The sequence below is a fragment of the Streptomyces sp. NPDC104307 genome (genome assembly GCF_055584045.1).
Genome location: NZ_JBVJMU010000005.1, coordinates 1 through 23,282, shown reverse-complemented (window position 1 = coordinate 23,282; position 23,282 = coordinate 1). Strand labels below are relative to the sequence as shown.

21 protein-coding genes and 1 riboswitch are annotated in these 23,282 nt (G+C 69.5%); of the genes, 6 read left to right on the top strand and 15 right to left on the bottom strand.

The annotated features are described in order from the left end of the window. The first annotated feature begins 92 nt into the window (after positions 1-92). Complete coding sequence (locus ACZ601_RS15370) at positions 93-656, top strand: DinB family protein (protein WP_469537667.1); 564 nt, start codon at positions 93-95, stop codon at positions 654-656. A 198-nt stretch (positions 657-854) separates the two neighbouring features. Here the strand turns inward: ACZ601_RS15370 and ACZ601_RS15365 are convergent, their stop codons facing one another. Then, positions 855-1,727, bottom strand: coding sequence for an RNA polymerase sigma-70 factor (locus ACZ601_RS15365; protein ID WP_469537664.1), 873 nt, complete (start codon positions 1,725-1,727; stop codon positions 855-857). Beyond that, on the bottom strand, positions 1,724-2,302 hold the full coding sequence (locus ACZ601_RS15360; RefSeq protein ID WP_469537661.1) for a carboxymuconolactone decarboxylase family protein: 579 nt from the start codon (positions 2,300-2,302) through the stop codon (positions 1,724-1,726). Before ACZ601_RS15360 ends, ACZ601_RS15365 begins: the two co-directional genes overlap by 4 nt. A gap of 148 nt (positions 2,303-2,450) precedes the next feature. On the opposite strand from ACZ601_RS15360, the gene ACZ601_RS15355 reads away from it, so the two are divergent. Beyond that, positions 2,451-3,266 (top strand): PhzF family phenazine biosynthesis protein, encoded by an 816-nt coding sequence (locus ACZ601_RS15355; RefSeq protein WP_469537659.1) that lies wholly within the window; start codon positions 2,451-2,453, stop codon positions 3,264-3,266. 120 nt (positions 3,267-3,386) lie between these two features. On the opposite strand, the gene ACZ601_RS15350 is transcribed toward ACZ601_RS15355, so the two are convergent. Next, complete coding sequence (locus ACZ601_RS15350; RefSeq protein WP_469537656.1) at positions 3,387-4,166, bottom strand: CPBP family intramembrane glutamic endopeptidase; 780 nt, start codon at positions 4,164-4,166, stop codon at positions 3,387-3,389. Between the two features lie 184 nt (positions 4,167-4,350). Here ACZ601_RS15350 and ACZ601_RS15345 point away from each other — a divergent pair, with 184 nt between their 5' ends. Next, entirely contained in the window at positions 4,351-6,138 is a 1,788-nt protein-coding gene (locus ACZ601_RS15345; RefSeq protein WP_469537653.1) for a substrate-binding and VWA domain-containing protein, read from the top strand. 100 nt (positions 6,139-6,238) lie between these two features. Here the strand turns inward: ACZ601_RS15345 and ACZ601_RS15340 are convergent, their stop codons facing one another. Further along, complete coding sequence (locus tag ACZ601_RS15340; RefSeq protein ID WP_469537650.1) at positions 6,239-7,744, bottom strand: glutamate-cysteine ligase family protein; 1,506 nt, start codon at positions 7,742-7,744, stop codon at positions 6,239-6,241. A 482-nt stretch (positions 7,745-8,226) separates the two neighbouring features. Between ACZ601_RS15340 and ACZ601_RS15335 the strand changes: the two genes are divergently transcribed. Both ACZ601_RS15335 and ACZ601_RS15330 read left to right on the top strand, forming a co-directional pair. Next, positions 8,227-8,820 carry a hypothetical protein gene (locus ACZ601_RS15335; protein ID WP_469537649.1) on the top strand — a complete coding sequence of 198 codons (594 nt, stop codon included), beginning with the start codon at positions 8,227-8,229 and terminating at the stop codon, positions 8,818-8,820. Positions 8,821-9,134: 314 nt separating this feature from the next. Continuing rightward, the gene (locus ACZ601_RS15330) at positions 9,135-9,341 is read left to right on the top strand and encodes a DUF5999 family protein (RefSeq protein ID WP_024493227.1); all 207 of its coding nucleotides are present in this window, start codon (positions 9,135-9,137) and stop codon (positions 9,339-9,341) included. 97 nt (positions 9,342-9,438) lie between these two features. Here the strand turns inward: ACZ601_RS15330 and gcvP are convergent, their stop codons facing one another. Continuing rightward, on the bottom strand, positions 9,439-12,324 hold the full coding sequence (gene gcvP, locus ACZ601_RS15325; protein WP_469537646.1) for an aminomethyl-transferring glycine dehydrogenase: 2,886 nt from the start codon (positions 12,322-12,324) through the stop codon (positions 9,439-9,441). A gap of 193 nt (positions 12,325-12,517) precedes the next feature. Next, positions 12,518-12,614, bottom strand: a riboswitch (glycine riboswitch). A 113-nt stretch (positions 12,615-12,727) separates the two neighbouring features. Between gcvP and ACZ601_RS15320 the strand changes: the two genes are divergently transcribed. Beyond that, complete coding sequence (locus tag ACZ601_RS15320) at positions 12,728-13,096, top strand: PRC-barrel domain-containing protein (RefSeq protein ID WP_440578344.1); 369 nt, start codon at positions 12,728-12,730, stop codon at positions 13,094-13,096. Here ACZ601_RS15320 and ACZ601_RS15315 read toward each other — a convergent pair. The 10 genes from ACZ601_RS15315 to ACZ601_RS15270 form a co-directional block, all read right to left on the bottom strand. Next, the gene (locus ACZ601_RS15315; RefSeq protein WP_469537643.1) at positions 13,021-14,508 is read right to left on the bottom strand and encodes a DNA polymerase IV; all 1,488 of its coding nucleotides are present in this window, start codon (positions 14,506-14,508) and stop codon (positions 13,021-13,023) included. The genes ACZ601_RS15320 and ACZ601_RS15315 overlap by 76 nt on opposite strands. 95 nt (positions 14,509-14,603) lie before the next feature. Further along, entirely contained in the window at positions 14,604-15,221 is a 618-nt protein-coding gene (locus tag ACZ601_RS15310; protein WP_024493231.1) for a MerR family transcriptional regulator, read from the bottom strand. 167 nt (positions 15,222-15,388) lie between these two features. After that, positions 15,389-15,862 carry a bifunctional nuclease family protein gene (locus ACZ601_RS15305; RefSeq protein ID WP_006123076.1) on the bottom strand — a complete coding sequence of 158 codons (474 nt, stop codon included), beginning with the start codon at positions 15,860-15,862 and terminating at the stop codon, positions 15,389-15,391. A gap of 53 nt (positions 15,863-15,915) precedes the next feature. Next, positions 15,916-16,659: a transcriptional regulator FtsR gene (gene ftsR / locus ACZ601_RS15300; RefSeq protein WP_469537640.1), complete on the bottom strand. Its 744-nt coding sequence runs from the start codon at positions 16,657-16,659 to the stop codon at positions 15,916-15,918. 40 nt (positions 16,660-16,699) lie between these two features. Next, positions 16,700-17,608, bottom strand: a complete 909-nt coding sequence (locus ACZ601_RS15295) for an FHA domain-containing protein (protein ID WP_440579232.1) — start codon at positions 17,606-17,608, stop codon at positions 16,700-16,702. 61 nt (positions 17,609-17,669) lie between these two features. After that, positions 17,670-18,461 carry a DUF881 domain-containing protein gene (locus ACZ601_RS15290; protein WP_469537637.1) on the bottom strand — a complete coding sequence of 264 codons (792 nt, stop codon included), beginning with the start codon at positions 18,459-18,461 and terminating at the stop codon, positions 17,670-17,672. 5 nt (positions 18,462-18,466) lie between these two features. After that, the gene (locus ACZ601_RS15285) at positions 18,467-18,799 is read right to left on the bottom strand and encodes a small basic family protein (protein ID WP_003970459.1); all 333 of its coding nucleotides are present in this window, start codon (positions 18,797-18,799) and stop codon (positions 18,467-18,469) included. Then, complete coding sequence (locus ACZ601_RS15280) at positions 18,796-19,719, bottom strand: DUF881 domain-containing protein (protein WP_371774309.1); 924 nt, start codon at positions 19,717-19,719, stop codon at positions 18,796-18,798. The genes ACZ601_RS15285 and ACZ601_RS15280 overlap by 4 nt, the downstream gene beginning before the upstream one ends. A 148-nt stretch (positions 19,720-19,867) precedes the next feature. After that, positions 19,868-22,363 carry a sugar phosphate nucleotidyltransferase gene (locus tag ACZ601_RS15275; protein WP_440579204.1) on the bottom strand — a complete coding sequence of 832 codons (2,496 nt, stop codon included), beginning with the start codon at positions 22,361-22,363 and terminating at the stop codon, positions 19,868-19,870. A 113-nt stretch (positions 22,364-22,476) separates the two neighbouring features. Beyond that, on the bottom strand, positions 22,477-23,085 hold the full coding sequence (locus ACZ601_RS15270; RefSeq protein WP_469537635.1) for a CDP-alcohol phosphatidyltransferase family protein: 609 nt from the start codon (positions 23,083-23,085) through the stop codon (positions 22,477-22,479). Positions 23,086-23,282 lie beyond the last annotated feature (197 nt).

Below are 23,282 nucleotides of genomic sequence, written 5' to 3'. Positions count from 1 at the left end.
ATCGGAACCGGTCGCCTGACAAACCCCCTGCTGAAACCGGTTGGTGAAGTCGGCGACGGTGGCTCTGCTCGACGGGTCTGTAATGTGCGGCAATGACAAGAAGCGAGCGGCTCGCGGAGCAGTTGGACTGGTACTGGCACAAGAACTTGCGGCCAGGGCTGGACGGCCTTACCGACGAGGAGTACTTCTGGGAGCCTGTGCGTGACTGCTGGAGCATCCGCCCCCGTGGCACGTCGGCCGCACCGATGTCGGCAGGTTCGGGGAAGTGGACGATGGACTCCGCATCCCCCGACCCGGTGCCGGCTCCGGTGACCACGATCGCCTGGCGGCTGGCGCACATCACCGTCTCATGCCTCGGCTATCGGGTCGGATGGCACTTCGGCGGCCAGGACGTCGACTTCCGGACATTCGCCTACGCGGGGACCGCTGACGAGGCGCTGGAACAGCTCGATGAGATGTACGGGAGGTGGAACGCGGGGGTCTGTGAGCTCTCGGACGCCGACCTGGACAATCCGCCCAAGGTGGGCCCCGAGCGGTTGCCGATGGAGAACCGCGTCCTGCACGTCAACAGGGAGCTGATCCATCACGGCGCCGAGATCTCCCTGCTGCGCGACCTCTACCGCCGGCGGGACGGAGCCGCACCGCACCGGATATGACTTCCCGACGGCCCGCGACCGACAACCGGCAACCGGCAACCGGCGATGGAGCTTCGGTGAGACCACGCGGCCTTCACTGCGTTCTTCGGGACAGGACAGACTGGGCAGGAACGCCATCGGGTGCCGGCCCGACTCGCGGTCGTGAGTGTTCCGGGCGGTTTCGCCCGGAACACTCACGACACCGGAGCAGCAGCCGGCCTACCTGGCGAGTTCAGCCGGCTCGTCCAGTCGCGTCAGCTTCCGCGGGTTTCTCACCAAGTAGACCCGGGTGATCTGCCCGTTCTCCACCACGAGGCTCACCGCTGTGGCCGGCTCGCCGTCGATCTCGATCCGGCCCGCGGGTGCGCCGTTGAGCCACACGGCAGTCGTCGCGAGCGTGGCCGCGTCGACCTGGTTGGTGCGCGCGAGCACCTTCGCCACCAGCTCGACCCCATGGATCGGAGCCAGAGCGGCGGCCGCCAGCCCGCCACCGTCGGCGATCAGGACCACGTCCGGCGCCATGACCTCGACCAGCTCCTGCAACTGCCCGGTGCGCAGAGCCCGCAGGAACCGTTCCACCACGGCCTGCTGCTCCGACCGGCTCACCCGCACCCGCGGACGCCTGGCCGCCACATGCTCGCGTGCGCGCCGCGCGATCTGCCGCACCGTGGCCGCGGACTTCCCGATGGCCCCGGCGATCTCGCCGTACGGCAGCTCGAAGACCTCGCGGAGCACGAACACCGCCCGCTCCGTCGGCCCCAGCGTTTCGAGGACGGTCAGCATCGCGATCGAGACGCTCTCCGCGAGCTCTACGTCCTCGGCGACATCAGGGCTGGTCAGCAACGGTTCCGGCAGCCACTCGCCGACATAGTCCTCGCGGCTGCGCGCCAACGTCCGCAGCCGGTTGAGCGCCTGCCGTGTGACGGTCCTGACGAGGTACGCCCGCGCGTCGTTCACCCGCGACCGGTCGACCTCGGCCCACCGCAGCCAGGACTCCTGCAGCACGTCCTCCGCGTCGGCCGCCGAGCCGAGCATCTCGTAGGCGACCGTGAACAGCAGACTGCGATGGGCGACGAACGGGTCCTCGGTCATGCCTTCGACGCTGTATCGGGCGTCTCGGGACGTGCGGCCAGCGGGATCTCGCAGGCATCGGAGTAGCCCTGCGAGGTGATCCCGTGAGCCGTGTTGCACCTGGCCGCCAGGTTGGCGAAGCCGATGAACACGGTGATCTCGACCAGCGCCGCCGGGCCGAGCCGGCCGAGCAGACTCGCCGACAGCTCATCGGTGACGGTCGGCGGCGTGTTCGTCATGGCCTCGGCGTACTCCAGCACCTCCCGCTCCAATGGCGTGAACACCTCCGACTCCCGCCAGCGCGGCACCTGGCTCGCCTTGGTCAGGTCCAGCTTCTGGTTCTGTGCCGCGAAGTAGTTGATGTCGAGGCACCAGCTGCAACCGATCTGGGCCGCGACGGCCATGTGCGCGAATGTCTTGAGGCTCGCGTCGGCCGCGTCCCAGGTGCCCACCTTGGCCGAGAACTCCTGGTTGGCCTCAGCGAGCTCGGGGTTGTTCCACAGCACCTCGTTGGGCTCGGGCACGGAACCGAGCTGCTTGATCAGGTTTTCGCGGAGCTCGGCGGGGAGCTCGGCCTTCGGGATGCGCAGTGCCATCGTGTTCTCCTTCGAACGTTTTCCTGCTTCGGCATGAAGACACCGCCGGGCCCGCGAATGTGACACCCGCTCCGGGACGGGGCCGATCAGTCCGCGGATCCGGAATTGGCCTTGGCCCACGGCTTCGCGGCGCGCCTACGGTCGCGGCATGAGGATTCGAATCGTCGACGCGTTCACCGACCACCCCTTCACCGGCAACCCCGCGGGCGTCCTGCTGCTCGGCCCGGAAGGCTTCCCCGACGACAGCCGGCTCCAGCAAATCGCGACGGAGCTGAACCTGTCCGAGACCGCGTTCGCGCACCCGCTGCCGCCGGGCGGCGCCGCGGACTGGGCGCTGCGCTGGTTCACCCCGGCCACCGAGGTCGACATGTGCGGCCACGCCACCCTAGCCACCGCCCACGTCCTGCACACCACGGCCGTCGCGAGCGGCACGGTGCGCTTCACCGCCCGGTGCGGCGTCCTCACCTCGACCGCCAGGCCGGACGGCTCGCTCACGCTCGACTTCCCCACCGCGCCGCTGACCCCCGAGGCCACGCCGGACTGGCTGGCCGCCGCACTGGGCGCGGAGCCCGTATCCGTACACGACACGGGCCCGCACCTCGGCGACCTGCTCGTGGAACTGGCCGACGAGGCGGCCGTACGGGGGCTGACCCCGGATTTCGCGGCACTGGCCGCCCACTCGCGGCGCGGCGTCATCGCCACGGCCACGGCCACCGGGTCCGGCTACGACTTCGTCTCCCGCGGCTTCTTCCCCGCCGTGGGCATCGACGAGGACCCCGTGACGGGCAGCGCCCACACCGCCCTGGCGCCGTTCTGGTCGGCCCGGCTCGGCCGCGAAGAGCTGACCGGCCTCCAGGCGTCCGCCCGGTCCGGTCTCGTCCGCACCGCCCTGCGCGGTGACCGGACCCTGCTGACCGGCGACGCCGTCACGGTCCTGGACGGAGAACTGCTCGTCGCCCCGTAAAAGGGCAGGAGGAGGGGCCCTCGCCCTCACGGACAGGAGCGAACGCCTGGAGGGGGCGTGCGGATCACCCGCACACCCCCTCCAGGTACCCGCCCTCCAGGAGCCCGGCCCGGCGGCCGCTCACGGAGTGGGCAGCCAGCCCACCTTTCCGGCGAGCAGCGCGTATCCGACGAACGCCCCGATGTCGAGCAGGGCGTGCGCGGCGACCAGCGGCCCCACCCGCTGCCAACGGCGGTACAGCAGCACGAAGACGACGCCCATCGCCATGTTCCCGATGAAGCCGCCGATCCCCTGGTAGAGGTGGTAGGAGCCCCGCAGCACCGAACTGGCCACCAGGGCGGCCATCGGAGTCCAGCCCAACTGCCCCAGCCGGCGCAGCAGGTATCCGACGACGATCACTTCCTCCAGTACGGAGTTCTGGACCGCCGACAGGATCAGTACCGGGAACTTCCACCACACCTCGGGCAGCGACTCGGGGACGACCGTGAGGTTGAATCCGGCGGCCCGCGCCACCAGATAGAAGGCCAGTCCGGCGCTGCCGATGCCCGCCGCCACCAGCGTGCCGCGCCCCAGATCCGATCCCGGCCTGGTCCGGTCGAAACCGATCGCCCGCAGGCCCGTCCCCTCACGGATCAGGAGATGGGCGACCAGCGCGACGGGCACCAGCGCGGTCGCGATACCGAAGAGCTGCCAGGCGAGATCCAGCCAGGGACGGCCGGGTGCGTAGGAACTGTTGAGCGTCGCCGCCTGATCCTTCAAACCCCCTGGTTTCGTCAGTGATCCGACAAAACTGATCAGGGCAGATACCCCGCTGGCTCCCAGCGAGAGCGCCAGCACCAACACCGTCTCGGACCGCAAGATCCGTCGTGACACGGCCTCCTGAGGATAAGAATCAGCCACGCGCCCCGCCTCCACCTGTACACCTGCCTTCAGTTGTGCATTCACGTCCCATGCCACTCCCCGCCCCGCTAGGGTCTCGAATACAGGTACGAAGATCATGCGCGACAGGCCGGGGGACAAGCACCATTGCCGATGGTGTGGTCCCCCTTTTCCTTGTTCATCCTCAAGGAGGGGCACCACCGACATGGGACGTCACAGCTTGCCCGACGACTACACGGCGGACGGAAGCGGGGACCGTCCGCCGAACCGCCGTCGTACCGTAGCCATCGCCACCGCGCTCGTTCTCGCCGTGGCGGCGGGAACGGCGGTAGCGGCCCAGGGGGGCTTGCTGTCGTTCTCGAAGTCCTGCGAGGACTCCGCGGTGCACCTGTCCATGGTGGCCTCGCCCGATATCGCGCCCGCCGTGCGCGCGGTGGCCGACAAGGCCCGCAAGGACGATCTGAGATCCGACGGCCACTGCCTCGACGTGGAGGTGCTGGCCCGTGACTCGTACAAGGTCGCCGACGCGCTCGCCGCCGGCACCAGCAAGCCCGACTACCAGATGTGGCTGCCGGATTCCGACCTCTGGCTGAGCCGGGCGAAGGGGACCGGCGACGCCGTGCCCGTCACCCCGGGCGACTCCGTGGCCACCTCCCCGGTGGCCCTGGCCATGGTGCCCTCCGCCGCCAGGACCCTCGGCTGGCCGAAGAAGAAGTACACCTGGGCCGAGCTGATGGCCACAGCGATGGAGTCGGACAAAGTACGGCTGGGCTCGGCCGACCCGGCGCGCAGCGCCACCGGGCTGCTCGCGCTCACCAGCATCGGCGCGTCCTCCGACAAGCAGGGCGGGGACAGCGACACCAGGGTCGCGGCCACCGCCAAGCTCCTCGCCCAGCGGATGTCGGACGGCGATACCCAGGCGCTCGGGACCCTGGCCGGCGACGACTCGGGCGCAGAGGAGGGCAACCCCGCCCGCAACCAGGCGGTGCTGCTGTCCGAGCAGGCCGCGTTCGCCCACAACGCCGAGTCGACCGGGGCCGGGAAGCTCAACCTGTTCTACCCCAAGGATGGCACCCCGCTGCTCGACTATCCCTTCGCGCTGGTCAACGAGGATCAGCTCAGCACGGACAAGAGCCGGGCGGCGCTGCGGTTCATGACCCTGCTGTCCGAGGAGAGCTCGCAGCGCACACTGGAGGAGCACGGTTTCCGGACGGTCGACGGCACGGCGGGCGGCGCGCTGGTCGCCTCTGCGGGCGGCAGGTCGCCTCAGCCGTACGCCACCTCACCCGCCACGGCGCCTTCCGACGAGACACTTCAGGAAACGCTCGGCATGTGGACGATCACCGTGCAGAGCGCGCGGCTCACCACCGTCGTCGATGCCTCGGGGTCGATGGCCACGATCGTGCCGGGCCGCAACCAGTCCCGGATGGACGTCACCAAGGCGTCCCTGATCGAGGCCCTCAACCAGTTCACCCCGAACGACGAGATCGGCCTCTGGGAGTTCGCCACCAGGCTCGACGGCGACAAGGACTACCGCCGGCTGGTGGCGACCAGCCGGCTCGGGGAGAAGGCGAAGGACGGCGGCACCCACCGTGCGAAGCTCACGGACGCCTTCTCGGCGCTGCAGCCCGTGCCGGACGGGGCGACCGGGCTGTACGACACCACACTGGCCGCCTACAAGGAGGCGCAGCGCACCTATGTGAAGGGCAAGTTCAACGCCGTGGTGATCCTCACCGACGGCTCGAACCAGGATGACCATTCCATCTCGCGCAGCGCCCTGATCGCGGAACTCACCCGGATCGCCGACCCCGAGCGACCGGTTCCGCTGCTCGCCATCGCGGTCGGCCCCGACGCCGACCGCGAAGAGGTGAACGAGATAGCCAAGGTGACCGGTGGCGGCGGCTACCAGGTCAACGACCCGGCCGAGATCCAGGCAGTGATCCTCCAGGCGGTCATGACCGCCGGGCAGAGCGGCCGCGCCGCCCGGGAGTAGCCGCCGCGCCGCGTCGAACGCGAGGGGTTGGTGCGGTCCCGTCCTTGGGTCCGGCCCGAGCGCGCGTGGGCCGGACCCGCCCGGGTCCGGCCCCGGCCGCTCATATCCCCGCGATGCCCACCGGCCAGCTGTGCACGGGCTCTCCGGCCTGCATCAGTTCTGCGTACCGCCGGGTCATGGCGGCGAGCGCGGCGTCCCGCCCCAGTCCGGCCTCGCGCGCCCGGTGATAGGTGTCCGCCTGCCACGACGCCCCGTTGGTCCGTCGCTTGCAGCGCTCCTCGATGATCCCGAGATAGTGGTCGCGGTCGGCGGGTTCGATGTTCCACGCGTCGAGCCCGGCGGCCGCCAGCGGCAGCAGTTCGTCCCGTACGAGCTTGGCGGCCGGCACCCGGGTCAGCCCGCCGGCGCGGCCGGGCCGGGGCCAGAGCAGCTCGGCGTCGATGCCCCGGCGGCAGGCGGTGTCGAAGTTCTCGGCCGCCGCGGCGAACGGCATCCTGGTCCACACCGGGCGGGACTCCTCCGCCAGGGCCCGCACGAGCCCGTAGTAGAGCGCGGCGTTGGCGATCACGTCCGCGACGGTCGGTCCGGCGGGCAGCACCCGGTTCTCCACCCGGAGGTGGGGAACGCCGTCCGACAGCCCGTACACCGGCCGGTTCCAGCGGTAGACCGTGCCGTTGTGCAGCACGAGTTCCTGGAGCCGGGGCACGCCGCCCTCGTCGAGGACCCGGAGCGGCTCCTCCTCGTCGCAGATGGGCAGGAGCGGGGGGAAGTAGCGCACGTTCTCCTCGAAGAGCTCGTACGCCGAACGCGTCCACCGCTCCCCGAACCAGGTCCTGGGACGCACCCCCTGGTTCTGCAGTTCGGGCGGCCTGGTGTCCGTGGCCTGCTGGAAGAGCGGCGGACGCGACTCCCGCCACAGCTCCCGGCCGAACAGGAAGGGCGAATTGGCGCCCAGGGCCACCTGGACCGCGGCAACGGCCTGGGCGGCGTTCCACACGTCGGAGAACCGTTCCGGGGTCACCTGCAGATGGAGCTGGACCGAGGTGCAGGCCGCCTCCGGTGCGATCGACCCCGAGGTGCAGACCAGGCGCTCCACACCTTCGATATCGAGGGAGAAATCCTCCCCGCGCGCCGCCACCATTTGGTCGTTCAGCAGCGCGTAGCGGTCCACATCGGAGAGGTTCCCGCGGACCATGTCCGCGCTGCCGACGGTGGGCAGGATTCCGATCATCATGATCCCCGCATCGACCTCACCGGCCTTCCGGTCGGCATATCCGAGGCCGGTCCGCAGCTCTTCTGCCAGCTGATCGAGAACGCGGCCGTCCAGCCGATGGGGAACAATGTTCACTTCCAGATTGAACATCCCGAGTTCCGTCTGGAAATCGCGGCTCGCGATGCGCTCAAGAACCTGTCCATTCAACATCTTCGGCATGCCGTCGGGACCCGCCAGGTTCAGCTCGATCTCCATGCCCATGAGGTTGCGCGGCCGGTCGAATCTCCGCTCCGCCAGCAGCCTCTCCAGCCCCTCCAGGCACTGGTGGAGCTTCCGTCGGTACCTCTGCCGATCGGACAGGTCAAAGGCGCCCGCCACGACCTTCTCCCCCATCGACGTGTCCCTCCATGAGTGGGCAGCCCGCGGCCCAGGCCGCTCGCGTCACGATCGATAATGCCCAGACGGAGTGATCCATAACGCCCCGCGGACGGTGCGCACCCGCTAATCTGATGACCGCGGCCCGGGGCACATTCACTCGGCATGACGCAGTGAGCGGTTTCCACCGTTCGGGGCGCGAGAAATGCACCGACGTGTTTCAGCCTACCGCGTCGGAGGGAAAACCCGAGGCCGCAGCGGCGCCGCTCACGCCGAATCAGCATAATCTCCGCATAATAAAGTCTGGATACTGCCTTGCCGGCAATAGTAGTGACGGCTAGTGGAATCACCGCGTGAACACGTGTCGTATAAACTCCGCGGACGAGGCAGAGAGTTGACGCACCGGCTCAGTCACCGGCCTCCTCTGGCCCCGCACGCCGACAGCGCCGTCTGCACCCGCCCACGCTCCACCGTGTCTCCGAAGTGAGAGGCGACCCACTATGCCCCTGCATGTTCCTCCGGCCCCCGCGCCCGCGCTGAGAAGCGTCCTCGCGGCACTCGGTTCACCCACCGCGGTCCGCGAGGCCCGAACACCTGCCCTGCGGTCGGCCCAGGGCCCCCTGAGCCCCGAACACCCGCTCCCCGTACACGTGCTGGACGGCAGCGGACCGGGCGGACTCGCACCCACCACCCGGCTCGCCGCCTGGCGCTTCCAGATCCGCGGCGCGGAGCGGGCGATCGCCGCGGCGGACACCATGCTGACCCCCGACGGCTGGACCTTCTCGCACTTCTTCGAGGGCCCCTACATCGCCTCGACCGAACTCGCCCTGCGCCAGGCGGAGGCGGTGAGCACGCACTACCAGCCGAGGCTGCTGTCCATTCCCGAGCTCTACATGCTGGCGCTGTGGCTGCACGAGGACACCGAGGCCGACGCGTCCACCGGGTCCCCCGCACCCGCCGATCTGCTGGTACCGCTGGCTCCCGCTCCTCCGGGCATCGCGGCACACCGTCCGCACCAGGTCGCCGATCTGCTTCCCGTGATCACCACCCGCATCACGCCCGGCCCCGGCCCCCTGCTCGGCTCCCCGGCCTGACCTCAGGCCGCCCCCCACTTCACTGTGCCCCGCCACCGATTCCGGTGGCGGGGCACAGCGCGCGGGGCGCATCCGCGCCCCATCCGGACTAGCCCCATCCGGCCACCCCGAACCACCCGAAGTGACAGGGCAGTTGCGTTGAACCGTCCGGCCGGGTGATGCGTCATGAGAGGAGAAGCAGCGCTGCCGCGAAATCCCTGCGGATTGACGCCCGTGGGGCAACACTGGGACCGGACCGATCGATACGGGGGGCGGCCATGAACACCTCTTCAAGCCGCAGGACACTCAACTCAACGCAGCGAAAGAACCCAGCCATGTGTCAGCACCAGCCACCCTGCCCCACAGCCGACTCAGCCGACCGGGAGGCAGCCCGCCCGGTGGCACACCATCCGGAACAGGGCTGGAGCCTGCTGTGCAACGGCGTCCTGCTCTTCGAGGACACCGGTGAGCTGCTCCCGGACGGGCAGATCATCGCGCCCCACCGGCCGCTGGGAACGGGCCGGGTGATGAAGGCCGCCTGACCGAGGCAGATACGGGGAGGGGCCGGCCCGGAGAGATCTCCGAACCGGCCCCGACGCGGTCCCGCGTCATACGACGACGTCCATGACGTCGGTCCCGTCAGTTGTCGTACTCGTCCAGCGGCGGGCAGGAGCAGACCAGGTTACGGTCACCGAACGCACCGTCGATCCGGCGGACCGGCGGCCAGTACTTGTCCGCGGCGGTGACCCCGGCCGGGAAGACCGCAACCTCACGGCTGTAGCCGTGCGCCCAGTCCCCGCCCAGCGCGGCCGCCGTGTGCGGAGCATTGGCCAACGGGCTGTCGTCCGCGCTCCACTCGCCGGAGGCCACCTTCTCGATTTCGCCGCGAATGGCGATCATCGTGTCGCAGAAGCGGTCCAGCTCCGCGAGGTCCTCGCTCTCGGTCGGTTCGATCATCAGCGTGCCCGCGACCGGGAACGACATGGTCGGCGAGTGGAAGCCGTAGTCGATGAGCCGCTTGGCCACGTCGTCGATGCTGACACCGGTCGCCTTGGAGATCGGCCGCAGATCCACGATGCACTCGTGCGCCACGAGCCCGGCCGGGCCGTTGTACAGGATCGGGTAGTGCGGCTCCAGCCGCTTGGCGATGTAGTTCGCAGCGAGTACGGCGACCTGCGTCGCACGCTTCAGGCCCTCGCCGCCCATCAGGCGTACGTACGCCCAGGAGATCGGCAGGATGCCGGCCGAGCCCCACGGCGCGGCCGAGATCGGGCCGACCCCGGTCTCCGGACCGGCGGCGGGCTGCAACGGGTGGTTCGGCAGGTACGGCGCCAGGTGCGCGCGCACCCCGACCGGGCCGACGCCGGGGCCGCCGCCGCCGTGCGGGATGCAGAAGGTCTTGTGCAGGTTCAGGTGCGAGACGTCGCCGCCGAAGTGGCCCGGCTTGGCGAGCCCGACCAGCGCGTTGAGGTTGGCGCCGTCCACGTACACCTGGCCGCCCGCGTCGTGCACCTCGGCGCAGATGTCCGCGACGTGCTCCTCGAAGACACCGTGCGTCGACGGGTAGGTGATCATGAGCACGGCCAGCTCGTCGCGGTGCTGCTCGATCTTGGCGCGGAGGTCCTGGATGTCGACCTCGCCGTCGTCGGCGGTCTTCACCACGACGACCCGCATGCCGGCCATCACCGCACTGGCCGCGTTGGTGCCGTGCGCGGAGGACGGGATCAGGCAGACCGTCCGCCCCTCGTCACCGTTGGCACGGTGGTACGCCCGGACGGCCAGCAGCCCGGCGAACTCGCCCTGCGAGCCGGCGTTCGGCTGGATGGACACCGCGTCGTAGCCGGTGACCTCGGCCAGCCGCTCCTCCAGCTCGCGGATGAGCGTCAGGAAGCCCTGCGCCTGCTCGGCCGGCGCGAAGGGGTGCAGCGCGCCGAACTCGGGCCAGGTGATCGACTCCATCTCGGCGGTCGCGTTCAGCTTCATGGTGCAGGAGCCCAGCGGGATCATCCCCCGGTCCAGCGCGTAGTCGCGGTCGGCGAGCTTGCGCAGGTAGCGCAGCATCGCGGTCTCGGAACGGTGCTGGTGGAAGACCGGGTGGGTCAGCACGTCATCGGAGCGCAGCAGCTGCTCGGGCAGCGCGTCGACTGTCGTGGCGTCCAGCGCCTCGATGTCACCGGTGACTCCGAAGGACGCCCAGACGGACGCGATCTCCGTACGCGTGGTGGTCTCGTCACAGGCGAGCGAGACGAGATCGCCGTCGACGAGCCGCAGGTTCACACCGCGCTCGCGGGCGTCGGCCACGACCTCCGCGGCCCGGCCGGGCACCCGGACGGTGAGCGTGTCGAAGTGCGAGTCGGTGACGACGTCGACGCCGCCGGCCCGCAGGCCCTGCGCGAGGATCGCGGCGTAGCGGTGGGTGCGCCGCGCGATCGTCCGCAGCCCGTCGGGGCCGTGGTAGACGGCGTACATGCCGGCCATCACGGCGAGCAGCACCTGGGCGGTGCAGATGTTGCTGGTGGCCTTCTCGCGGCGGATGTGCTGCTCGCGGGTCTGCAGGGCCAGCCGGTAGGCCTTGTTGCCGTCCGCGTCCACGGAGACGCCGACGAGGCGGCCCGGCAGGCTGCGGGCGAACTTCTCGCGCACGGCCATGAAGCCGGCGTGCGGTCCGCCGAAGCCCATCGGCACGCCGAAGCGCTGTGTGGTGCCCACCGCGATGTCCGCGCCCAGCTCGCCGGGCGAGGTGAGCAGGGTGAGCGCCAGCAGGTCGGCGGCGACGGTGACGATCGCGCCCAGCTCGTGGGACTGTTCGATGACGGGCCGCAGGTCGCGCACGGCTCCGGAGGCGCCCGGGTACTGGAGCAGTACGCCGAAGACGCCGCGCTCGGCGATCTCCGCCGGAATGCCGTCGGTCAGGTCGGCGACGACGACCTCGACACCGGTCGGTTCCGCGCGGGTCCGGATCACGGCGACGGTCTGCGGGAGGGCGTCGGCGTCGACCAGGAAGACGCCGTTCTTCACCTTGCCGACGCGCCGCGCCAGCGCCATCGCCTCGGCTGCGGCGGTGCCCTCGTCGAGCAGCGAGGCGCCGGAGGTGGGCAGTCCGGTCAGGTCCGCGACCATCGTCTGGAAGTTCAGGAGGGCTTCGAGGCGGCCCTGGGAGATCTCCGGCTGGTACGGCGTGTAGGCCGTGTACCAGGCGGGGTTCTCCATCACGTTGCGCAGGATCACCGGCGGGGTGAACGTGCCGTAGTAGCCGAGCCCGATCATCGGGGCCAGCACCTGGTTGCGGTCGGCGAGCGCCCGCAGTTCGGCCAGCACCTCGGCCTCGGTGCGGGCCTCCGGCAGCTGGAGCGCCTCCGCGCTGCGGATGACGTCGGGCACGGCGGCCGAGGTGAGCTCGTCGAGCGAGCCGTAACCGACCTGGGCGAGCATCTTCGCCTGCGCCGCGGCGTCGGGACCGATATGACGCTGCTCGAACGGGATTCCCTGTTCGAGCTGGGAGAGCGAAGTGCGGCGGGGGGTCATGGTGGAGGCCTCCTGGTCTGTCACGACCTGCGAGGGGCACCGCGGCGCGGGGTGCCCGAACGGCCTCCCCCTCTGTCATCTCAACCTGAGAGCTTCACCGGTGCCCACTGCGCGCACCGGCTTTCACCGTCGGTGAGGGAGGGACCCACCCGGCACCCGGCCGTGCGGAACCCGCCCTGCTTTCCAGAGTGACCTCGTCCGTGCGGTACGGGGGCCTGAGAGATTCCGGGGAGGATTTGCTCCTTCGGCGCCTCCGGACTCGCTCCGGAGGACTCTCCCGCACGGGGTAAGCAGCCGCCCCCAGCCTACCAGCGGGGTGCCCGGCAGAGTTTTCGAGTGGCCAAGCCCACGGATCTGCACTTCTGTGGTTCCTGTGGAGTACCCGCGACCCGTGGGAGGGACCGTGCAGACCGACATCGATCCGCGCAGCCTGATCGGCCGCAAGGCCTTCGACCGCGAGGGCACCAAGATCGGAACCGTGGACGAGGTGTACCTCGACGACGCGACCGGTGTGCCGGAGTGGGCGGCCGTACGCACCGGACTGTTCAGCCGGGACGCCTTCGTCCCGCTGGAACCCAGCGAATTCGTCAAGGACGTGCTTCGCGTCCCCTTCGACCGCGCGCTGATCAGGGACGCACCCGACTTCGGGGTCGGCCGGCACCTCTCGCCGGAACAGGAGCTCCAGCTCTACCGGCACTACGGTCTGGACTCCCCGCCCGAGGAGACCGCCCCCGACCGGGACTTCGGCAGGCTGGCCGGCCAGGACGAGTAGTCGGCCGGGTCCCGTACGAGCGGCAGCGGATCGGCCGGCCGGAGTTCCGGATCGTCGATACGGAACGTACGCACCCGGCCGGGCGCCGATTCCGGCTCCTCGAAGCGCACCGTGACCCGGCCGACCCCGCTGCCCTGCACCCAGCCGTGGCCGTGGGCGTCGTGCCGCACGTCGTGTCCGGCCGGCCAGCGCCGGGCGGCGAGCTGCTCGGCGCTCTCCGGTTCCGGCTCCACGGGCTGCGGGCTGCCCTCGTCCGTTCCGGCGTCCCCGGCGGCCTCCGCACCACCGGCCGGCGCGGCGGCGGCAAGGGCTGCGGCGAGCCCGGCCGCGGCGCGCTCGCCGGCCGCCTGCGCGAACAGATCCTCCTGGGTGTAGTCGGCCAGCCCGGTGACGCCCACTCCCAGCAGCCGCACTCCCCCGGTGGTGTCCACGGACTCCAGCAGCCGGGCCGCGGCCTCCCGGACCACCGTGGGGTCGTCGGTGGGCCCGCGCAGCGTCTCGGAGCGGGTCAGGGTCGAGAAGTCGTACCGACGCACCTTCAGCACGACGGTCCTGCCCGAGCGCTCCGCCGCGCGCAGCCGCTGGACACACCGGTCGGCAAGGCGCTCGACCTCGCTCCTGACCCGGACCCGGTCGTGCAGGTCCGTGTCGAAGGTGTCCTCGACCGAGACCGATTTCGCGTCGCGCTCGGCGACGACCGGCCGGTCGTCGTGGCCGGAGGCCATCCGGTGCAGTGAGCTGCCGTGCGCCTTGCCCAGCAGCCGTACGAGCTCCGCCTCGCCCGCCTCGGCCAGGTCGTCCACCGTGGTCATCCCGGCGCGCCGCAGATGGTCCGCGGTGGCCGGTCCGACGCCGGGCAGGGTGCGCACCGGCATGGGCGCGAGCATCTCCCGTTCGGTACCCGGCTCTATCAGCATGATCCCGTCGGGCTTCGCCTCCTCCGAGGCGATCTTGGCCAGCATCTTGGAGCCGGCCAGGCCGACGGATCCGCTGAGTCCGGTGACCGCCTCGATCGCCTCGCGCAGCTGCTCGCCGATGGCCAGCGCGGAGGCCGTGTCGTCCGCGGTGCCGCCCGCCTCCAGGTCGACGAAGGCCTCGTCCAGGCTCAATGGCTCCACCAGCGGCGACAGGCGGCCCAGCAGCTCCATGACCTGGTCGCTCACCGCCCGGTAGAGCGCGAAGCGCGGCACCAGATACGCGGCGTTAGGCGCCAGTCGTCTGGCCTGCGCCATCGGCATGGCCGAGTGGACCCCGAAACGCCGGGCCTCGTACGAGGCGGTGGCGACGACCCCACGGGGCCCCAGCCCGCCCACGACGACCGGCTTGCCGCGCAGGCTCGGCTTCGACGCCTGCTCGGCGGAGGCGTAGAAGGCATCCATGTCCAGATGCAGGATGGTCGGCACGGCTCTCACATCAACCGATGCTGCCCCATGGCACTGACAATCGCCGGACGGCGCTCCCCCGCCGGCCGGCCCCGGGCGGCCCGGAACCGCCGGGGGTCACCGGGTCAGCCGGCCCGGTTGCGCCGTCGGGCGAGCTCATCGGCGGGGTTGTTCCCGATCAGTGTCTCGCCGGTGTCCACCCGCTCGCCGTGCAGCTGTGACAGTGCGGCGTCGACGTCCCGCCAGACCACCCCCACGGCGATACCGAAGACGCCCTGCCCCCCTTGGAGCAGCTCCACGACCTCGGCGGGCGAGGAGCACTCGTAGACCGTCGCCCCGTCGCTCATCAGCGTCATGCGCTCCAGGTCCTGGAAGCCGCGGGCCCGCAGGTGCTGAACCGTGGTGCGGATGTTCTGGAGGGCCACCCCGGTGTCGAGGAAGCGCTTCACGATCTTCAGCAGGACGACGTCCCTGAAGCTGTAGAGCCGTTGTGTGCCCGACCCGTAGGCCGGCCGGACGCTCGGCTCGACCAGGCCCGTACGGGCCCAGTAGTCGAGCTGTCGATAAGTGATCCCCGCCGCCGCGCATGCCGTCGGCCCGCGATAGCCGATGTCCTTGGCCGATGCCACGCCGCCCCCCGCCACCGCAGCCGGCGCAGCCGGCTGCCTGATGGTCTGGTCGGCTGTACTCCCCTGCTGCGGATACGGCCCACCCACTGCCGCACCGTCGCCGCTGCTTCCCACGCCGACCTCCGTCCTTGACCTGCCCACTCGAAGGTAGGCAGTCACCCGGGGTGCGTCAACGATCGCCACACTCGGCACGCCGAGTGATAATCACCCTGAGGGTGGTTTCCCGTGACCCTCGGCCGGGAAAGGCTTGTCGGATGCGCTGACGGCGCCCCGTCGGGACGTCACTGGCTGTTCGTGCCGAAGTCCTCCGGCGAGATCTGGTCGAGGAATTCGCGGAACTTCTCCACCTCGTCCTCCTGCTCGTCGGGAATCGCGATTCCCGCGTCATCGAGCACCCCGTCACTGCCGTAGATCGGCGTTCCGGTACGCAGGGCGAGCGCTATGGCGTCGGACGGCCGCGCACTCACCTCGACTCCGCTCGCGAAGACCAGCTCCGCGTAGAAGACCCCTTCCCTGAGATCCGTGATCCGGACCTCGGTGAGCTCCTGGCCCACGGCCTCAAGCACATCCTTGAAGAGGTCATGGGTCAGCGGCCTCGCCGGAGCCATGCCCTGCTGGGCGAAGGCGATCGCGGTCGCCTCGCCAGGACCGATCCAAATGGGGAGGTACCGGTCGCCTCCCACTTCACGCAGGAGCACGATCGGCTGGTTGGAGGGCATTTCCACCCGGACACCCACAACGTCGAGCTCGTTCACACAGCAACCCTAGGACGTGCTCGGCCGGTTTGGGTAGTCGGGGCCCACGCGGATCAGTGGAGTCTGATCTGGAGCGCGGTCTGTACGAGGGCCGAATGCAGCCGTACGGAGAGCTCCGCCAGCTCCTTCGCGGTGGCCTCGGCATGGGCTCTGGTCTGCGGATTCCGGTGCCGGCGCAGGGGTGCGACCACCTGCTCGATCAGCCCGGCCTCCCGGTCCGCGGCCGCCCGCATGGCACGCAGATGCCGCGGTTCCAGACCGAATCGGCCCAGATCCGCCACCAGCCTGGCGACGGTGACCGTCTCCGCGTCGTATCCGCCGTCGGCCGACGGCACGACCAGACCGTAGGACTCCCACGCGTCGAGGTCGCTCTCAGTGACCTCCGCGGCAGCGAGCAGCTCGGCCCGGCCGATGCGGGCGGCGGTGGCCCGGCCCGTCCCGCCGGTCCAGCTGCCGTCGGTGAAGTCCCGCTCGCTGTCCGGGGCCGGCAGGGGGGCGCGCTCGCCCCGGGCGACGGCGTCCAGGTGCTCGCGGATGACCTTGAGCGGAAGGTAGTGGTCCCGCTGCATCCGCAGCACCTGGGCGAGCCGCTCGACGTCGTCGTGGCGGAACTTGCGATAACCGGAGGGCGTCCGCTGCGGCTCGACGAGTCCCTCCGCCTCCAGAAACCGGATCTTGGAGATGGTGACTTCGGGAAACTCGTCCCGCAGCTGCAGGAGCACCGTGCCGATGCTCATCGGGCGGTCCTCGGCGGTGGCGGTGCCGTTTCCGGCACCGCCCGTCGGTGTTCTCAGCATGGACCTTCCTCGGGGTCCCCCCGACGGAGTCAGGGGCGGGTCAGATGGCCCGCTGGCTCGCGTAGAAGACCAGCCGGTACTTGCCGATCTGCACTTCGTCGCCGTTGGACAGCGCGACGGAGTCGATGCGCTCTCGATTGACGTACGTGCCGTTGAGGCTGCCCACGTCCCCGACCGTGAAGCTGCCGTCGGGACTCCGGCGGAACTCCACGTGGCGGCGCGAGACCGTCACGTCGTCGAGGAAGATGTCGCTCTGCGGGTGGCGGCCGGCCGTAGTCAGCTCACCGTCCAGCAGGAAGCGGCTGCCCGAATTCGGACCGCGGCGCACCACCAGGAGCGCCGAGCCGAGCGGCAGTGCGTCCACAGCGGCCTGGGCCTCGGGCGAGAGCGACGGGGCCGACGTCTGCCCGGTCGCCTCCGCCTCGTAGGCCTCAAGGCCCGAGATGGAGATGGTCGATGTCGTCTCCGAGGCCCGCTCGGGGACCCCGCCCCTCAGCGGCGCGCCGCAGTTGGAGCAGAAACGGCTGGCTTCGGCATTGCGGTGGCCGCACCTCGTACAGACCGGCATGGACGAACCCTCCTGCCCCGGGGTGAACCCTCCACCCGTACCTGAGGTTGACGGTTCTCCGAAACCTATGCGGCCGGGACCGGCGGGGTCAACAGACGACGCGCCCGAATTGTCACCCCCCGGGCCTCCCACCTGATCACGGAAGAGCGGGCGCTCCGAGCCCTGCTCATCGGCCTGACCATTGCGCGGCGCACGATGGCGGGCAGCCTCATCGCGTGCGCTCTTGCCGAACAACTTTCCAAACAACTTCACGGGCGATTCCCCTTGACCGAAACAGACCCGCCCGTGGGGCAGGACGAACCCTGAATGAACACACCTGCCGACCCGGACATCTTCACAACGTCCGTATCTACTCGACAGTTTCCACCACGCGCCACGAATACGATGCGGCGACCCCCCGCAACCTTCTGCCCGTGTCCCCCGACGCCCACGCGTCCCGGTTTCACTGGGCCGACGACCGAGCGTAGTCAGGCCGCTCCGCCGGTCGCAAGGCGTTCACGACAATGTCCTCGGCCTGCGACACGTGCACGGTGGCCTGCTCCTTCTCCAGCGTCTGCACGACGCCTCCCGGGATGTTCAGCGCCGGTTCCAGATCCTGCGGCTTGCCGATGACCTTGAAGACGTACGGAGCCGGAATCTTCCGCCCGTCGACCTTGATGGCGCCACCGTCACCGGAGAAGTACGTATTGGCCACCACTCGCACGCCGTTGACCTCGATGGCCTCGGCGCCGGCGGCCCGGAGTTCCTGAAGCGCGTCGAGCAGCTTGTCCGCCTCGACCGCGTCACCCGGATCGTTGATGGTGAGGGTGATTCCCGGGCCGTGCGCCGCCACCGTGCCCGCGAGGATGCCGAGTTGGCGTTCCTTCTCGACCGTCTGCTTACGGGCCTCCTCCGCCTGGTCGGAGCTGTTCTCCAGCTCCGTGCGCTGGTCCTCCAGGCGCTGCTTCTCGTCCTCCAGCCGCTGCGAACGGTCGTCCACCTCGTCGAGGATGCGGACCAGGTCCTCCTGGCGCGCGCCACGCAGGGCACTGTTGTCGCTGTTGGACCGCACCTGAATCGCGAGTCCCAGTCCGAGCACGAACAGCAGTACCGCGACGATGAGTTGGGCGCGGGTGACCCGCGGCGGCCAGATGCCGGCGATCAGCCGCTGGCGTCCGGTGAGCTCCTTGGGCGCGTCCACGGGCCGCTCGCCGGGCTGTTCCCGGTCACCGGTGAATTCCTCGTCGTTGCTCATCGGCCTCAGGCCCGGAAGACGTGGCGGCGGATGGCGGCGGCGTTGGAGAAGATCCGGATACCCAGGACGACCACCACACCGGTGGAGAGCTGCGCGCCGACGCCCAGCTTGTCTCCCAGGAAGACGATCAGGGCGGCCACGACCACGTTCGAGAGGAACGAGACCACGAAGACCTTGTCGACGAAGATTCCGTCGAGCATCGCCCGCAGGCCGCCGAAGACGGCATCGAGGGCGGCCACGACGGCGATCGGGAGGTACGGCTCGACCACCGCCGGCACTTCGGGCCGGACCAACAGTCCGACCACGACTCCCACGACGAGGCCCAGTACGGCGATCACGATGTGCCCTTCCCTGTGTCTGCCGCACCACTGCCGGTGTCTGCGGCCTTATAAGGCTCTGCTGTCCGTACGATCAGGCTCGGGGCCGCCGGGAGACTCACCTTCTCCTGGACGGAGATGCTCGTCCTGATGTCGAAGGTGTCCTTCAGCGCTTGCAGGTACTGGCCGTCGGCGCTGTCACGGAAGGCGGCACCGAGCTTCTTCCCGTCCCCCACCGCGAGCACCGAGTACGGCGGCACGAGCGGTTTGTTGTCGACCAGTATGGCGTCGCCCGCGGCGCGGATCGCCGACAGGGCGGTCAGACGCTGCCCGTTGATGGCGATCGCTTCGGCGCCGGACTGCCACAGCCCGTTGACGACCCGCTGCATATCCCGGTCCCGGACCCGTCCGGTGTCGGAGAAGCCACTGGTCTCACGCGGTCCGCCGCCGCCCTGGTCGGTGTCCTTCGCGTCGTCGACGACCAGCTTCACGCCGGGCCCGTGCACGGCGGTCGCACCGGAGAGCAGCGCCACCAGCTCCGCCTGGTCGCCGCCGTGTTTTTCCAGAGCTTTGCGCTGGCGTCTGCCGACATCGTCGCGGACCTTCTCGACCTGGTCCTCAAGGGTGTCGGCCGCGTCGGTCTCCGCGTCGATCCGGTCGATCAGCTCTTCGCGTTCCTTGGCGAGGACCGGCGCGGAGACCCGTGCCTGCGCGGCTCCCAGAGTGACAACGAGCGCGGCCAGCACCAGGCACGCCGCGAAGCCCAGCTTCGCCTTGAGCGTACGGGGCAGGCCGGCCCGGCCGTCGGCCTTGCGACGGGCCGATGCCTCGGCGTATCCGTCGTCCAGGCTGTGGTCCATCACGTTGGTCAGCAGCGACATGGACGCGTCGGGGCGCGCGGGCGGCGAGGCCGTACTCCGATCGGGGGGCTGCTGCGACATGCCGCACATCGTCGCACGTCGCAGCGGCTACCGCCGAATGGCCCCACCGGGCCGCCGGGAGCCGCCGGCCGGCGCACTCCGGCGGACCGCGTGAACGCGAACCGTCCGGCCGCGGCGAAGCGTTCCCCGCCCGCCGCGGCCGGACGGCTCAGTCGCCCGCGCTCTCGACGATGGTCGACCACTCGTCCAGGAGGGCCTGCGCCGATGCGTCGTCCGGCCCCTCCGCCCACAGATGGGTGACCGCTTCCGCCCGGTCGGGCAGCACCATCACCCAGCGACCGTCCGCCTCGACGACCCGCACGCCGTCCGTCGTATCGACGTCACGGTCTCCGGCGGCCTCGACGACCCGACGCATCACCAACCCCTTCACGGCCCACGGAGTCGCCAGATCACGGCGCAGCACATGGGCGCGCGGGATACGTGCGTCGATCTGGCTGAGCGTGAGCTGCGTCCTGGCCACCAGCCCGATCAGCCGCACGAAAGCGGCCGAGCCGTCGAAGACGCTGCTGAATTCCGGAACGATGAAGCCGCCCCGACCGTCTCCACCGAAGATGGTGCCTTCGTCGCGACCGACCCGGGTCAGGTCGTCGGGCCACGTCGTCGTCCACTCGACCTGGGTGCCGTGGTACGCGGCCACCTGCTCGGCGATCCGGGTGGTGGTCACCGGCAGCGCCACCCGTCCGCTGCGCCGCTCGGCGGCGACGAGGTCGAGCATGACGAGCAGGGCCCGGTCGTCCTCGATGATCCGGCCCCGCTCGTCGACCAGGGAGAGCCGTTCGCCGACCGGGTCGAACCGGACGCCGAAGGCTGCCCTGGCCGACGAGACGATCTCCCCGAGCCGCACCAGTCCGGACCGCCGGGTCTCGGCGGACTCGGTGGGACGCGACTCGTCCAGCCCGGGATTGATGGTCAGCGCGTCCACACCGAGCCGCCCCAGCAGGCTGGGCAGAACAAGCCCCGCGCTGCCGTTGGAGGCGTCGACGACGACCTTGAGGCCGGCGTCGGCGATCCCGGCGGTGTCCACGTTCCGCAGCAGGGATCCGGTGTACGAGTCGAAGACACTGGACGGGAAGTGCAGGTCACCGATCTCGCCGGGGAAGGCGCGGCGGTACTCCTGCCGGGCGTAGACACGGTCCAGCTTCCGCTGCTGGGCCTGGGAGAGGTCCGCACCGCTCGCGTCGAAGAACATGATGTCGACGGAGTCGGGGACACCCGGCGACGTGCGGATCATGATGCCGCCGGCGCTACCGCGGGCGGTCTGCTGACGCGCCACGGGCAGCGGTACGTTCTCCAGGTCGCGGACATCGATGGCGCTGGCCTGAAGTGCCGAGATCACCGCGCGCTTCAGCGCTCGGGCGCCCCGGGAGTGGTCACGCGCGGTGGTGACCGTCGAGCCCTTCTTCAGCGTCGTGGCGTACGCGCCTGCCAGCCTGACAGCCAGTTCCGGCGTGATCTCGACGTTCAGAATTCCGGAGACGCCGCGCGCTCCGAACAGATGAGCCTGTCCGCGCGACTCCCAGATCACCGAGGTATTGACGAACGCGCCTGCCTCAATGGTCTTGAAGGGGTAGACGCGGACGTTGCCCTGAATGATCGATTCCTCGCCGACGAGGCATTCGTCGCCGATAACTGCGCCGTCCTCGATCCGGGCGGCACGCATGATGTCGGTGTTCTTTCCGATGACACAGCCACGCAGATTGCTGTGATCACCGATGTACACGTTGTCGTGCACCACGGCCTTGTGCAGGAACGCCCCGCTCTTCACGACGACGTTCGACCCGATGACCGTGTGTTCACGGATCTCGACCCCGGCCTCGACCTTGGCGTAGTCACCGATGTACAGGGGGCCTCGGAGTACGGCGTCAGGGTGTACTTCCGCGCCTTCGGCCACCCATACTCCGGGCGAGATCTCGAAGCCGTCGATCTCCACGTCGACCTTGCGCTCAAGAACGTCGGCCTGGGCCTTCACGTAGCTCTCGTGCGTTCCGACGTCCTCCCAGTAGCCCTCGGCGACATAGCCGTAGATGGGCTTGCCTTCCTTCATGAGCTGCGGGAAGACGTCTCCGGACCAGTCGACGGAGGCATCGGCCTCGACGTAGTTGAAGACCTCGGGCTCCATCACGTAGATGCCCGTGTTGACGGTGTCCGAGAAGACCTGACCCCAGGTGGGCTTCTCCAGGAACCGCTCGACCTGGCCCGCTTCGTCCACGATAGTGATCCCGAATTCCAGGGGATTCGGTACACGGGTGAGGCAGACCGTGACCAGGCCGCCCTTTTCCTTGTGGAAGGCGATGAGGTCGGTGAGATCGAAGTCGGTGAGGGCATCACCGGAGATGACGAGGAAGGTATCGTCCTTCAATGCCTCTTCGGCATTCTTCACGCTGCCCGCGGTGCCGAGCGGCTTCTCCTCGTTGGCATAGCTGAGCTCCATTCCGAGCTCTTCGCCGTCCCCGAAGTAGTTCTTCACCAGGGACGCGAGAAACTGGACGGTCACAACCGTCTCATTGAGCCCGTGCCTCTTCAGCAGCCGAAGCACATGCTCCATGATCGGCCGATTGGCTACGGGCAGGAGCGGCTTGGGCATGCTTGAGGTCATGGGGCGAAGGCGAGTGCCTTCACCACCAGCCATCACGACGGCCTTCATGTCGGAAACGTCCTCCTCGAAGAGACGACGGTCTAGCCGACTTCGCCCGTCGGGGCAGCATCTGTGTCATCAGCCGCGGGCCGGCCACGCTGCGCGGCACCGCATCAACAGGCTCAGTCGGCTACTGCATCCGCCTTCACAAGCCGGCGGACCTGAACCACGTAAAGCACTCCTGCCCACCAGTAGAGCGTTGTACCCCATACTGCGAACGCCCATCCGAAAACAGAGGCCAGCGTTGCAAGCCAACCACCTCCGTCGCTGAGCAGCAACAAGGGAAACGCGTACATCAGATTGAACGTAGCCGCCTTGCCCAGGAAGTTCACCTGGGGCGGCGGATAGCCGTGCCGGCGCAGGATTCCCACCATGACGAGAAGCATCAGCTCGCGAGCGAGTAGCGCTGCGGTGAGCCAGAGCGGGAGGATCTCCCGCCAGGTCAGCCCGACCAGGGTCGAAAGAATGTAGAGACGGTCGGCAGCCGGGTCGAGTAGTCGCCCAAGGCTGCTGATCTGGTTCCAGCGACGCGCCAGCTTTCCGTCCAGGTAGTCGCTGATACCGCTGAACATCAGCACGAGCAACGCCCAACTGTCGCTCTTGGGTCCGCCGAACTCGGGGCGGAGAATCAGCCACAGGAAGACAGGTACGCCGACGAGGCGAGCCATGCTGAGGATGTTGGGGATGGTGAGTACCCGGTTCGTCTGAACGCGGGTCTCCTGGACCTCCACCCGGGGGCCTCCTGTGAAGAACGTGCCAATGATGCTTCCTGACCCTACCCTCAGGGGCGGCCGGCAGGTACACGGGGGTACCGGGAACCTGGTCGGGAAACACAGAAAAGCCCCGTGCCACAAGGGCACGGGGCTTAACTATTAAAAGGAGTTCGGCGGCGTCCTACTCTCCCACAGGGTCCCCCCTGCAGTACCAT